Below are 13,928 nucleotides of genomic sequence, written 5' to 3'. Positions count from 1 at the left end.
ATGCAGCAACGTCGACCGTCCTTTTTCAGTCTTCCGGCCCTGTTGGTGATGGGGGTGTTGCTGGCCCTGGTGCTGTACATCCTGTTTCCCAGGCAGGCGGCCTTCGATGACCTGCGTTATCTGGAGAATCCGGACGCGGTTTCCATTGCCTACCTGGAAACCCTGCTGAAATCCGACCAGGACAACATCCCCCTTCGCATCAACTTGGGCCGTATGCAGCGCCAGGCCGGGCAGCTGGACAAGGCCAGGAAGACGCTTGCGCCCTTGCTTGATGAAGCCCGGCTGCCCTCGAGAGCTATGGAGACCTACCTGGAACTGCTGGTGGATCAATACAACGCGGCATCCGGAGAGGAGGCTCGGGAAGGGGTGCGCAACGAACTTGAGCGGGCCCTGCAACGGCTGGTCGAGTCCGATTACTCATGGGAGCGAAAGCTCACGCTGGCAAAACGCCCGTTGACACTGCTGGCCGCCGAGCAACAGCTGGCAATCCAGGAACGGCTGTTCGAGCAGGCCACGGGCAAGAACCGCGTGGCTCAGGCGCAAGATCTGGCGCAACTGTACGAAGCCATGGGCGAGCCGGCACGGGCCGTTGCCATTCTCGAATCGGTACTTGGCCAGGTGCCTGCCGCTCAGCAGGACCGGTTTGCCGACAATCTCATACGCCTTGAGCTGGCGGCCGGCCGCCCCGTCCAGGCACTGGAACTGTTCCGTCAGCGTTTCCCCGCGGGCCCCATGACCTCCGAACAGTTGCGGGAGGGTATCCGGCTGGCGAACCTCGCCGGCGACGACAATCTCAGCCGCCAGTGGCTTGGCGCACTTGCCCGCGCCGAGCCCGGTGACCTCGAAGTTCAACGCCGGTGGCTGCGCACCCAACTCGGCACCGGCGACATCAAGGGGGCGCTGGAGACGTTTCGTGTCATGGAGCGTCAGCGCAACCAACTGACCACCGAAGACCGCGTTCTGGCGGCCCAGATTCTTGAGTGGAACGGCAAACCCACCGAGGCCCTGGCCTACTGGCGCGACGTCTACCGCACCAGCGGTTCCGACCAGGCGTTTGCCCGAGCCACCGCGCTGGCCCGAGAGCTCTTCCTGTGGGAGCCGCTGGTATCGATTCTCGACCGGGCCCGTGAACGCCGGCAACTGGACGCCGACGGATACCGGCAGCTGGCCGACAGCCTGGTACGGCTGGGCCAGCTGGACCAGGCTGAGGCACGTCTGCGGGAAGGCATGACCCGCTACAGGGGGGACCAACCCCTGCGAGAGCGCCTGCTGACCCTGCTGATCAACCGTCGCAAACTGCCGGAGGCCATCAGCCTGATGGAATCGGCGCCCTCGCTTTCACCCCGGGAGCAGGTGGAACTGGCCAGACTCTATTGGCGAACCCGCGATCCGGAAAGCGCATTCGAGCGCCTGCGCTCGCTGGAAACGGAAGACCCGGAACTGCAGGCCGAGGCGGCGACCCTGCGCCTTGAGCTGGCCACGCTTCTTGGCCGAACCGACTTCCTGCAGGCCGAATACCGCCGGCTCGCCAATCTGCCGGTAGCGTCGCTGTCACCCGCTCAGCAGGAGCAGCTGCTGAACCTTGCGGTGATGTTCAACGACTACCCTGAAGCCCTGCGGCTGGCCCGCGGGCGCTTCGAAACTACCGGCGAGCCGCGCTATCTGGCAGCCATGGCGGAGTATCAGTTCGCGCTTGGCGACTGGGACGGCCTGGCAGACACCCTTGAGCGCTGGCAACAGCGCCCGGGCGCCGCCAGCAATCCCCGCTACTGGACCCTGAAGGCGCTGCTGCACCAGGAGCGCAATGAAGACGATGCCGCCGCAGCCGCGTTCGAGACGGCGGCGACACTGGCTCCGGATAACACGGAGGCGTTGATCAGTTGGGGCTGGTTCCTTGCCGGGCATCCGGAGCGCCAGCCCGGAGCACTGCCAGACCTGCTGGCCCGGCTCTCAAACAACCCCTCACCCGAGGCTTACGGCCTGCTGGCCTGGGGCTATCAGGCTCTGGGTGATGAAAAACGCGCCCTGGCCTGGCTGGGCCGGGGCAGGGCTGCCCACGGTAACAACCGCGAATGGCTGCTGGCGATGGCGCCCCTTGCCGAGCAGAACGGAGCCATGGCCGAAGGCAGCGCGATGCGACGGCAGGCGGTTGCCCTCGGTGAATACCCCTGGAAACGCTCTGCCACCGACATTCTGTACCCGCCCCCCTCGCCGACGGGGGAGGTCTCAGGGCCTCTCTATCGCTTCAACAACCGGGCCGTACAGGCCGGCTTCTCGGCCCGGGACCTTGGCAACTTCTCGGTCTACGGTGCCAGCGTTCGGGGGCAGTTCAGCCACGACCGGCTGCGCTGGCTGTTCAGCGCCGAAAGCCTGGAGACAAGGAACCGGGGTTTGCTGAGGGCCACGCCGAACACCGGCCAGGACGTCCGGCTTCAGGTGCAGAACAACAGCACCAATACGCTGCTGACCTTCAGCCTTGCCCAGCTTACCGGCTATGGCGGCACCCGTACCGCTGGCAGTGCTGAGATCACCGGCCAGCCCGGGGACCGGTTCTCCCTGAGCGCTGGTGTGGCCGTGGCCGAACGCGCCTACGACAGCGCCGAAGCCTGGTGGCTGAGCAACCGGGATGCCCTGTATGCCGGCTTGCAGTATCGTCCCTTTCCCCGGCTGGAACTGACTGGCCGGCTTGAGCAGCTCGGGTATCAAAGCAATACCGGCGGCTCTCTGGGCGAGGGCCTGGGATTCGATGCCACCGGCACCTACACACTGTTTCACCAGGATCCGGCCTGGCAGGTTTCGCTGGGCTATCGGCGCCAGACCCTCGACCTTGCCAGCGAACTGGATGCCCGAACCGCCGGCGCCTTTTCCGGGGCAGCGTCGCCCGGCACTCTTCTGGCCGAGGACTACGAGCGCATCGGCCTGACCACGAGATGGCAGCATGGCGAACCCGGCGCCCTGTACCGGACAACGCCAGAGCCGCGATATTTTGTCGGACTGGGCGCAGGTTATGTACTATCCACCTCGAGTCCCGATTTTGGCATCGACATCGGAGTCGGCTGGCGAGTGGTGGGTGACGACGATCTGGCGCTCTCGCTCGGTTACACCTCGGACGGTCTGGACGGCAACAGCCGAACGGATCTCAACCTCACTTACACTCTGTACTTCGGTCGCTGAAGGAGACCCGTGATGACCCCTCGACTCGCTCTGAACCTTCCACTCACCGGTCGTGGCACCCGCCTGGCACTGGTATCGCTGCTGGCCCTGGTGTGGCTCTCGGGCTGCTCGGTCATGCACAGCCAGCAGGGCACCACGCCGATTGAACTGGACAGCCAGTTTGCAGTGATTCCCCTTACCAACCTCTCCCAGACACCCCAGGCCGGAGACCAGGCAGCCAGCATCCTGAGCGCGCTGCTGCGGGCACGCGGGGCGTCGGAGGTGGAACTGTATCTGCCTGCGGACGAGAACCCGCTGGCCTATGACAACCGGGCACGCCAGCAGCAGGCCACAGCACAGGCACTGGAAAGTGGCGCCGACCTGATTGTGGCGGGCACGGTGGACGAGTGGCGTTACAAGAACGGCCTGGACGGGGAACCGGCGGTGAGCATCACCCTGGAAATCCGAGATCCGGCAGACAGTACCGTGGTCTGGTCAGGCACTGCGGCCCGCACCGGCTGGGGCCGCGAGGGTCTGGGTGTGGCCGGTCACAAAGTGCTCCAGTCGTTGATCGAAGCAGCACCGTTTACCGCAGGCAGCGGACAGTAAACCCATGAGCGAAGTGCCGGCTAACCAGTACGAGCCAGAGGATAACCAGAGCCAGCCGGCCCCGGCATGGCTGCGCTGGCTTGAAACGCTGGCGGTCACCGCACTGTTTCTGGGCCTCGGGGCCTGGAACCGGCCGGAAGATCCTTTTTACCTGACCGGTAATTTCCCCTGGCCTGCCCTGGCACCGGTGCTGGCAGGCCTGCGCTACGGCTTTTTCACTGCCCTGGTGTCGGCCCTTCTGGTGCTCGGCGCCCTCGGTATGAGTTACCGGGTGGGGCTGGCCCCCGTTGCCGACTTTCCCTACGTCTGGTGCATCGGCGTGCTGGCCTTCAGCCTGTTGGCGGGTGAATTCCGGGATTTCTGGGGACGGCGGCTCGAGAAGCTGGAGGCCAGCAACCGTTACCGGGAGGTGCGCCTCGAGGAATTCACCCGCAACTTTTACCTGCTCAAGGTCTCCCATGACCGCCTCGAGCAGCAGATCGCCGGCAGCACGGGCAGTCTTCGGGAAGCGTTGCGAAGGCTGTACCAGGAAACGGCCTACGCCCGGGGCGCCGGGCTCACCCAGGAAACCGGTGAGCTGCTCCTGAACATGCTGATCCGGTACGGCCAGTTGCAGAGCGCGGCAATCTATCCGGTGGTTGGCCCGGGACTGGCAGACACCCCGATTGCCCACATCGGCGCCTATCACGACGTTCGGCCAGACGACCCGCTGCTCATGCACGCGGTGGAAGAGAAGAAGCTGGTGTCGATACAGACCGAATACCGTGACAAGCTGTCGGATCTGGACACCGATCTTCTGCTGGCGTTGCCGCTGATTGATTCCCGCCAGACCCTGATCGGCATGGTGGCGATCAAGGCCATGCCATTCTTTAATTTCCAGCCCAGAACGCTTCGACTGCTGGCCATTCTGGCAGGACACATGGCCGACATGATTCAGGAGCAGCAACTACAGCCCGATGCCGCCACCGCCGAATGGCGTCATTTCCTGTTCCAGTTGAGCCGATCCAGCCACGATGCCGCCCAACACGGCCTGCCCGCGTCGCTGATTCGCCTGGGCGTTGTTCAGGATGGCCCGTTTGAGCGGGTCGCTGAACGGGTACACCGGCTTCGCAGGGGGCTGGATGTAATCGCCGAGCTGCCCGCAGAGCTCGGTAAAGGCCTCGCCCTGCTGCTGCCGCTGACCGACGAACTTGGACAGGCGGCCTATCTGCAGCGACTGGACGAGGACCTCCGGGAGCACACCGGCCAGACTCTCGCCGAGCAGGCCGAGGTGCGCACCGGCATGGTCAGCGGCGACCCCGATGGCAACGCCTGGCTGACGACCGCCAGGGGAGTGGATACACCGTGACCAGCACCTGGCTCACCCTGCTGGCGCTGGCCCTCGAAGCCGGCGGCATAGCCGCACTGGCCTCGGCGTTGCCGGCGGCTCCGGCACTGGCCGGTTACCTGTTTGCCCACGCCCTGGCCTGCGGCCTGCTGACCCTGGTTCTTCTGCCGCTCCTGCCGCCTCGGTATCGGGGCCGGGTTCTCAGGCCGGCCCTGTTCCTGTTCACCCTGCAGTTTGCCATTCCCTTTATCGGCAGCCTTGGCGTGTTCACCGGTGTTCTGATGGCCCTGTATCTGCCCCGGGTTGAGCGGGACGTGCCCTGGCAGAAACTGGCAATACCCGAGCTACCGTTTCAGCCGGTCAATATGGATCAGCAGGTCATATACAGTGAAGGCGGTCTGCGCCAGATCCTCCGGGAGGCAGGCAGTATCGACAAACGCCTCAAGGCCCTGCTGGCAACGCGGCAAATGGCGGAGCGGGACGCCGTGGAACTGCTGCGCGAAGCCCTGAAAGACCCGGCGGATGACGTCCGGCTGCTGGCCTACTCGATGCTCGAACAGAAGGAAAAGGCCCTGGCCAGCCAGGCCCGTCGCCTGCAACTGGAACTGGAATCCCCCGAGGTGGACGAGGAACCCAGACTGAAACGCCGCCTGGCCCAGGTCTGGTGGGAAATGGCCTACCTCGGGCTCGCCCAGGGAAGCCTGCGAAGCTATTACCTGACCAGCGCCCGCCGCCTGCTGCAGGAGTTGACCGACCGATTCTCCATGCACAACGACTGGCGGCTTCTTGGACGTATTGAGCTGGATATGGGCAACATTATTGCCGCCAAACGCGCCTTCGACTTCGCGGTGGAGAAAGGCGCACCCCAGGAACTGATTCTCCCGTACCTGGCAGAAGTGGCCTTTCTGGAGCGAGACTTCCAGCGGGTTCGTTACTTTCTCGCCAGCCTGGCACGCCATCGTCCACACCCGAGGCTCCGGACGCTGATCGAGGGCTGGCTATGAAGACGGACATTACCCTGCTGCTGGAAGGTACTTACCCGTTCATTCGGGGTGGCGTGTCGTCCTGGGTTCACCAGATCATTACCGGATTGCCCGACTACAGTTTCTCACTGGTTTTTCTGGGCGGCGACCCGGCCCACTACGGCGAGCAGCAGTACCGCTTGCCGGAGAACGTAAAGCACCTTGAATGCCACTACCTCATGGATACCCGGGCGCCACACAAGCCCACCGCCCGCCGTGGCAATGCCGAGGCGTTTCGCCACCAGCGCGCGCTCCATGACAAGTTCCGGGCGGGCACGCGGGTGCCGCCGGATGTCCTGCACGAGGTGTTCCGAAGCCTCGGCACCCGCAAGGGCATCAGCCACGAGGACTTCCTGTACAGCGAAGAAAGCTGGGCAATGATTGGTGACAGTTACCAGAAATTCTGCACCGAACCCTCGTTCGTCGATTACTTCTGGACCATCCGGATCATGCATTCGCCGCTGTTCCAGCTGGCTGACATTGCCCGCAAACTGCCTGACACCGGCATGGTGCACAGCATATCCACCGGCTACGCCGGGCTTCTGGGAGCCATGGTCAGTGAGCAGCGGGGCATTCCCTTCGCGCTGAGCGAACATGGCATCTACACCAAGGAGCGTAAGATTGACCTGTCGCAGGCGGAGTGGATTCGTGATCCCAGCGATCAGGTCAGTGCCAACATCAACGACCAGCTGGGCTACATACGCCGACTCTGGATCCGGTTTTTCGAGGCCCTGGGCCGACTGACCTATCAGCAGGCTGACCCTATTGTGTCCCTCTACCGGGGCAATCGCGACCGCCAACTGGCCGACGGCGCGGAACCGGAGCGCACCCGGATCATCCCCAACGGTATCGACCCCACACGTTTCGAGGCCGCCCGGGCCGCACGCCCCGAGGCTATCCCGAAGGTCCTCGGCCTGGTGGGCCGGGTGGTGCCGATCAAGGACATCAAGACGTTCATCCGGGCCATGCGCTCCGTGTGCGAGGTGGTACCGGATGCCGAAGGCTGGATTGTCGGGCCCGAGGACGAGGACCCGGTCTACGTGTCCGAGTGCCGCGAGCTGGTTGAAAGCCTGGGTCTTGAAGGGCAGGTGCGGTTTCTGGGGTTCCAGAACGTCAACGACATCCTGCCAAAGCTGGGCCTGATGGTACTGACGTCGATTTCCGAGGCACTGCCGCTGGTAATCCTGGAAGCCCACGCCGCCGGCCTGCCCTGCCTGGCCACCGACGTGGGCGCGTGCCGCGAACTGCTGGAAGGCATGTCACCGGAAGACCAGGCCCTGGGCCGCAGCGGCTCGGTGGTGCCCATTGCCGACCCCGAGGCCACCGCCCGGGAAGCCATCCGCCTGCTGCTAGATGAACGGCTCTGGTACCAGGCCCAGAAGGCCGGCCTCGAACGGGTGCAGCGTTACTACACCCTGGAGAGTATGTTTGGCGCCTACCGGGAGGTTTATGACAAGGCACTTCGGGTAATGGAGGATCGTCACTGATGGCGGGCATTGGCTTTGAACTGCGCCGGATTCTGAAGCGCGACAGCTTTACCGGACTGCTCGGCGCCTATGGTCTGGCCGGCGTGATCAGCTCGGGACCCTGGGTGCTGTCGGTGCTGGGCGTCATGCTCATCGGTATCGTCAGCTTCAATCTCGCGGTGGCAGGATCCGATGTCGTGCAGTTCCTGGTCTCGGTGACCTATCTGATGGCGGTGTCGCTGACGCTGTCGGGCCTGTTCCAGCATGTCTTCACCCGCTGGGTGGCAGACCGGCTCTATGAGCAGAACCGGGGGCGGATCCTGCCCAACCTGATGGGCGTCATCTGGATGTCGACATTGCTTGCGCTGGCCGTGGGCCTACCAGCGGTACTGTTGCTTTTTCCCGGCACCAGCAACCTATACAAACTGCTGATGCTCGCCAACTTCGTGGTGCTCTGTAACCTGTGGCCGGTGACCATCTTCCTCTCCAGCATGAAGTCCTACCGCCGGATCGTGGTGATTTTTGCGCTGGGCTACGCCACCGCCATCACGGCGTCGCTGCTATTTGCCCGGTTTGGCCTGAAAGGTCTGCTGGCGGGGCTGCTGCTGGGCCACAGCCTGCTGTTCTTCAGCTTTTTCTACACCATTATCCGCCAGTACCCCGGCGACGAACTGATACGCTTCGACTTCACCCGCCGCCGGCAGATCTTTCCCACGCTGATTTTCACCGGGCTGCTGTTCAATGCCGCAGTCTGGGCGGACAAGTTCATTTTCTGGTTTCACCCGGACACCTCCCAGCCTATCATCGGCGCCCTGCGCGCGTCGGTCATCTACGACCTGCCCATCTTTCTCGCCTACCTGGCCATTATTCCGGGCATGGCGGTGTTTCTGGTGCGCATGGAAACGGACTTTTCGGAAGCCTACGACCGCTTCTACAACGCCGTTCGGGACGGCGACACCCTGGCACGGATCAGCGGTTTTCGCAATGACATGGTACTGGTGGCACGCAATGGGATTTACGAGATCTGCAAGGTTCAGGGGCTGACGGTGATCATCCTGTTCCTCTGGGGCGAACAGCTCCTCGCCGCCATCGGCATTTCCACGCTCTATCTACCGCTGTTCTACATCGACCTGGTGGCGGTGAGCATCCAGCTCATCCTGCTAGCCATACAGAACGTGCTGTTCTACCTGGATGCCCGGGGCATCAACGTCAGCCTCTGCGTGCTGTTCTTTGCCACCAACATCCTGTTTACCTTCACCACCATAGAACTGGGGGCGGCCTTCTACGGCTACGGCTACGCCGGCGCAACTCTGGTGTCCGCCCTTGCAGGCCTGGCCCTGCTGTCCCGAAAGTTCGACCGGCTGGAGTACGAAACCTTCATGTTGCAGGGCCGTTAAGGCTCGCGCCTCAGGGTCGTTTGGTGACCGCCATGGTGAGGCGGGAAATGCAGGTGGTCTTGCCCGCTTCGTTTTCCAGCAGGATTTCCCAAACCTGGGTGGCACTGCCAATGTGGATGGGGCGGGCGGTACCGTATACCCAGCCCCCGGTCACCGGGCGGATGTGATTGGCGTTGATATCCAGGCCCACGGCGACCGTCTCGGGATCTTTCAGACAGCAGTTGGCAGCCATACTGCCCAGGGTTTCTGCGAGCAACACCGAGGCGCCACCGTGCAGGATACCGAAGGGCTGTACCGTACGCTCATCCACTGGCATGCGGCCCTTCACGAAGTCGTCGCCGATCTCGAGATACTCGATTCCCAGGTGGCTGACGGCGGTGTTCTCACTGGCTTTTGCCAGTTGCTCCAGGTTCGGGGTTCGGGTCCAGATCGCCATTCAGAAGCTGCCTCATTGTCGGTTGAAACGAACGCTGTCTGTAGGCGAGTGTATACAGGTAGGATGCGAACTACCAAGACTTTTTCTGTCGTGCTGAGGCTGCTTTGGTTACCTGCAGCTCGAACTCCGAGGCCGGCACCGGCCGGCCGAAAAAATACCCCTGGAAGTGTGGGCATCCCATGGCGACCAGCCGTTCGAGCTGCCCCCGGCTCTCGACACCCTCTGCAACCGCAGACAGTTTCAGGGCGGATGCGAGGGCGAGGATGGTTTCGGCGATGGCGGCATCATTCGGATCGTCGAGGATGTCCCGGACAAACCCCTGGTCTATTTTCAGCTCGTCCAGCGACAGGCGTTTGAGATAGCCCAGTGAGGAGTAGCCGGTCCCAAAATCGTCCAGCGAAATCCGAAGCCCCATGCTCCTGAGTGTTCTCAGCGTCTGCTCCACCAGCTCGAGGTCGTAAGCCAGGGCACTCTCGGTAATCTCAATCTTCAACCGTCGCGGTGATGCGCCGGTTTTACGGAGCAGCCCCATCACCCTTGTGCAGAAGGAAGGGAGATGAAACTGCCGGGCGCTGACGTTGATGGACACCTGCAGACGGGCGAAGGGATCGCCTAGGGCCTGCCAGCGGGCAACCTGCGCCATCACCTCCTCCATGACCCAGTAACCGATCGGTTCGATCAGGCCGGTTTCCTCTGCCAGCGGAATGAATTCAGCCGGAGACACCGGGCCCTTGCCGGGGCGCGTCCAGCGAAGCAGCGCTTCAGCACCCTCGGGTACACCCTTCTGGTCCACCAGTATCTGGTAATACACGTCCAGCTGGTTTTTCCGGATGGCGCTGCGAAGATCCGACTCCATGGCCAGTCGCTCCGCCACCTTCCTCTGCATCATGCCGTCGTAGAAGCGGATTCGGTCCCGGCCATCCGCCTTGGCCCGAAACATGGCCATATCCGCCTGGCTCAGCAGCTCTTCCAGGGAGGTATCGTGGTTGAAGAACAGCGTCACCCCCATGCTGGCAGAGCCCGTGTAATCGCATCCATCAAGCCGGTAGGGCTGACTGAGCACGTCCCGGACCTTCTCGCAGACCTTCTCCACTTTGGTGGCCGCGTCGGCCGGGTCTTCGGAAAAACCCTTGAGAATGAGTACGAACTCGTCACCGCCCAGGCGCGCAACGGTATCCCACTCCCGCACCACGCCTTCCAGGCGCCGGGCCACCTGCACCAGCAGTCCGTCGCCCACCTGGTGCCCGGCGGTGTCGTTGATGTCCTTGAAATTGTCCAGATCTATGAACACCAGCGCGCCATGCTCCCGGTCGCGGTTGCTGCCCGAAAGCGCCTGGGCCAGCCGGTCCCGGAGCAACCGGCGGTTGGGCAAGTTGGTCAAGGGGTCATAGAAGGCCAACTGCTCGATCTCGGTTTCCGAGCGTTTGCGGTCGGTTACATCGTAGAAATAGCCGTGCCAGACGATGCTTTGATCCGCCAGCATCGCAGGTACGGAGCGGGCCTCAATCCATGCCACGCTGCCGTCCTTCTTGATGGCGCGGAAATCCGTCTCGAACGGGCTCATGTCCCGACGGGAATGCTGCACCTGCGTGAAGAAGTCCGCCTTGTCGTCGTCGGCGATCAGTTCCAGCAAGGCCCGCGCATCCGGCCGCAGGGTCTCCACCGGCAGGCCGAACATGTCCTCCACCTTGCGGCTGATGAAGGGGAAACACACCCGGCCATCCGGGTACATGCGGAACTGGAAGATCACCCCGGGGAACTGACCGGAGTAGCGGAAGAGACTGTGTTCGAAGCGCTCGTTCCTGTGCGCCAGGATCTGCCGATGCAAGGACGCCCCGAGCACTGCGGCCAACGGTTCGAGTGTGGCGCGGTCTCCTTCCCCGGGTGCCCGGTCGCTGGCATCCAGGTAATCCAGACCCAGAACCGCCGCGAGTTTGCCTTCCAGCACGATAGCCACTCGTATCTGCGTACTCGCCGCCACCGAATCCTCATTGCGGATGTCTCCCGGACCACCGACGAGCCCATCGGGCGTGCTGGCGGAGACAATGTTCCGGGCTTCGAGGGCCTGCCACAGCGGCGCAAATTCGTCCCAGGGCCGGTTGCGGACGCCGTCGCTCAGGGAGGCGATGCCCTCGACGCAGGCTTCATGGGTGACCGACACCGTCTGGGTGGCATCGTCCAGCACCAGCAGGAAACCCCGATCAGCGAGAAAGTCCCTGGTGATGTCCCCAATCACCTGATCGAGCGCCTGGCCCAGTTTTTCTATGGGGGCCTGCGCTAACGCCAGTGCCATCCGGCAAACAAGATCAGTTCGATTTGCTTTTCGGTGTGCCATGCCTTCGGACTCCTTCCGCAAGTGCTATCCTTTTAATACTCCGGGCTAGTCAACTCGTATCAGTTCTTCTTTTTGCCAACCGAGCCGGCCAGTCTCGACGACCTGCCGCCGGATCCCCGGCACCGGGCGGATCATGAACAGGTCACCGTTGCGACCGACCATGGCCCTGGGCACACCCTGGGACCGGGCAATGTCCGCATGGGCCTCCATGTGCTCAGCTTCGCCATGGACCGGAATGGCAATGCGCGGCTCAATCCACTGGTACATCAGCGCCAGTTCCGCCTGCGCCGGGTGACCGGATGCATGGATGGGCCACTCGGCGTCTTCCGCGGTAATGACGTTCACGCCCAGGGCTTTCAGGTTGCGGATCAGGGCCTCAATCGATTCCTCGTTACCGGGAATGGCCCGGGCGCTGAAGATGACGGTATCGCCAGCCTCCAGCTCAAAATCCGGATGATTACCTGCGGCCAGCCGGCGCAGGGCGGTTCTCGGCTCACCCTGGCTGCCTGTGGCGACAGCCAGCACCTCATGGCGGGGCAGATAGCCCAGGTGCGAGGGCTGGATCAGCTGGTCACCGCTCTCCCAGAGTCCCGCCGCCCGGGCCGCGTTGGTCATGTTGACCAGCGACCGGCCGAGCAGCCCCATGTAACGGCCAGTCTGCCGGGCAATCCGGGCAAGGGTGTGCAGCCGGGCGATGTTGCTGCCAAAACAGGTCACCACCACGCGACCCTCCGCACGGGCCACCGCCTCTGACAGCCCCCTGTGCAACGTCGCCTCGGAGATCGAGTGGCCCGGTACTGTGGCATTGGTGGAATCACACACCATGGCGGCCACGCCCTCGCGGGCCAGCGTAGTGAAGGTGTTCGGAGAATACCCATGGCCAACCAGGGGCTCGTCATCCAGTTTCCAGTCGCCGCTGTGGAAGATATTCCCCTGCCCGGTGCGAATCATCAGGGCATTGGGATCGGGAATGGAGTGGGTGAGGGCCAGCCACTGTACATTGAAAGGACCGATCTGGCGGCACTCGCCGGTGTCCACTTCGATGATGGGCACCCTGTGCAGCAGATCGAATTCCGCCAGTTTGCGTTTGAGAATCTCGGCCGTGAATCGACTGGTATAAATAGGACATTGCAACAGCGGCCAGAGGTAGGGCACCGCACCCACATGATCTTCGTGACCGTGCGTGATGATCAGCCCCGCCAGGCGGTCGCGGCGATCCGCGATGAACGCCGGATCGGCCATCTGTACGGGCGGCTCACCCCGGTGGTGGACGGTGCCATCCGCCGCGACGCGACCCGGTTTGGGAAAGGTGACGCCGCAGTCCACCATCAGCCAGGCCCCGTCGTGCCCATACAGATTGAGATTCATGCCAATTTCTCCGGTACCCCCTAACGGCAGGAACCAGAGATCTGCTTGTTCCGGAGTCATTTAATCGGGTTTTCCAGGTATTTCAGCACCAGATCTTCGTGGATGCCTTCCATTTCGATGAGTTTCAGGGCAGCCCGGATGTCGTCTGCATAACGGAGGGCCGGTGAAGTTCTGCTCACCGCGATGTAAGAACGCTCGCCAGGCACAAAGAAAGGCGAGACGCTCACGTCCATGCCGAGCTTCTGGACGGTGTAAAGCCCCACGAGTTCGGGCGCAATCACCACGTCCACCCGGCCCTTCTGCATCATGAGCATGAGGTTTTCGTAGCGGGGCGCCGACTCCTTGAGTAGCTTCGGGTCATTGTCAAAACGCGGAAAGTAGGAGGCGCCCTCCAGCACACCGATCGCCCGACCGTAGAGATCGGAATAGCCTTCAATTCGGTGGCGGTCTTCCATGTAGAAAAACAACCTTCGCTCGGGCGGGAAAGCCGGCGCCACAAACTCCATCGTGCGGGTCCGGTCCTCGGTTTCCAGAGGGCCCAGCATGATATCCACCTGGCCCTGCTGGACCATCCGAAGGACACGACGGAACGGAGCCTCCCGGTAGTTCACGTCCCATCCCAGGCGATCGGCAATTTCCTCGAAGATATCAATGTACAAACCGGTAGCCTTGCCGCCTTCCAGGATCCGGTAAGGAGGGGCATGGTTGGCACCCACGGTGACCGTCAGCGCCTCCACTGTTTCCGTACCCTGCTGGGCCCATCCCGGCAGGCCCAGAGCAAAGATCAGGGCACCCATTAACACTCGCATGCACGC

General features: G+C 63.0%; 10 protein-coding genes. 6 read left to right on the top strand and 4 right to left on the bottom strand.

Translation table 11 applies throughout. The features are described 5' to 3' along the window. The 6 genes from BM344_RS11870 to pelG are packed head-to-tail and all read left to right on the top strand — an operon-like array spanning window position 1 to window position 8,974. Window positions 1-3,174: a tetratricopeptide repeat protein gene (locus BM344_RS11870; protein ID WP_091990018.1), complete on the top strand. Its 3,174-nt coding sequence runs from the start codon at window positions 1-3 to the stop codon at window positions 3,172-3,174. A 12-nt stretch (window positions 3,175-3,186) separates the two neighbouring features. After that, a complete protein-coding gene (locus BM344_RS11865; protein ID WP_091990015.1) occupies window positions 3,187-3,762 on the top strand; it encodes a hypothetical protein in 576 nt (191 codons plus the stop codon). Window positions 3,763-3,766: 4 nt separating this feature from the next. Continuing rightward, a complete protein-coding gene (locus tag BM344_RS11860) occupies window positions 3,767-5,110 on the top strand; it encodes a PelD GGDEF domain-containing protein (RefSeq protein ID WP_091990012.1) in 1,344 nt (447 codons plus the stop codon). Beyond that, window positions 5,107-6,093 (top strand): HEAT repeat domain-containing protein, encoded by a 987-nt coding sequence (locus BM344_RS11855; RefSeq protein WP_091990010.1) that lies wholly within the window; start codon window positions 5,107-5,109, stop codon window positions 6,091-6,093. Before BM344_RS11860 ends, BM344_RS11855 begins: the two co-directional genes overlap by 4 nt. After that, window positions 6,090-7,598: a GT4 family glycosyltransferase PelF gene (pelF, locus tag BM344_RS11850; RefSeq protein WP_091990007.1), complete on the top strand. Its 1,509-nt coding sequence runs from the start codon at window positions 6,090-6,092 to the stop codon at window positions 7,596-7,598. Before BM344_RS11855 ends, pelF begins: the two co-directional genes overlap by 4 nt. Further along, window positions 7,598-8,974 carry an exopolysaccharide Pel transporter PelG gene (pelG, locus tag BM344_RS11845; protein WP_091990005.1) on the top strand — a complete coding sequence of 459 codons (1,377 nt, stop codon included), beginning with the start codon at window positions 7,598-7,600 and terminating at the stop codon, window positions 8,972-8,974. The genes pelF and pelG overlap by 1 nt, the downstream gene beginning before the upstream one ends. Window positions 8,975-8,984: 10 nt before the next feature. On the opposite strand, the gene BM344_RS11840 is transcribed toward pelG, so the two are convergent. The 4 genes from BM344_RS11840 to BM344_RS11825 form a co-directional block, all read right to left on the bottom strand. Then, window positions 8,985-9,410: a hotdog fold thioesterase gene (locus BM344_RS11840; protein ID WP_091990002.1), complete on the bottom strand. Its 426-nt coding sequence runs from the start codon at window positions 9,408-9,410 to the stop codon at window positions 8,985-8,987. A 70-nt stretch (window positions 9,411-9,480) separates the two neighbouring features. Continuing rightward, window positions 9,481-11,745 (bottom strand): putative bifunctional diguanylate cyclase/phosphodiesterase, encoded by a 2,265-nt coding sequence (locus tag BM344_RS11835; protein WP_091990000.1) that lies wholly within the window; start codon window positions 11,743-11,745, stop codon window positions 9,481-9,483. A 45-nt stretch (window positions 11,746-11,790) separates the two neighbouring features. Continuing rightward, window positions 11,791-13,113, bottom strand: coding sequence for a ribonuclease J (locus BM344_RS11830; protein WP_228143611.1), 1,323 nt, complete (start codon window positions 13,111-13,113; stop codon window positions 11,791-11,793). 56 nt (window positions 13,114-13,169) lie between these two features. Next, on the bottom strand, window positions 13,170-13,922 hold the full coding sequence (locus BM344_RS11825) for a substrate-binding periplasmic protein (protein ID WP_091989995.1): 753 nt from the start codon (window positions 13,920-13,922) through the stop codon (window positions 13,170-13,172). Window positions 13,923-13,928: the final 6 nt, after the last annotated feature.

Origin of the sequence: Marinobacter gudaonensis (assembly GCF_900115175.1) — a bacterium.
In the GTDB taxonomy this organism is placed as follows: domain Bacteria; phylum Pseudomonadota; class Gammaproteobacteria; order Pseudomonadales; family Oleiphilaceae; genus Marinobacter; species Marinobacter gudaonensis.
This window is presented reverse-complemented; position numbering and strand designations above follow the sequence as displayed.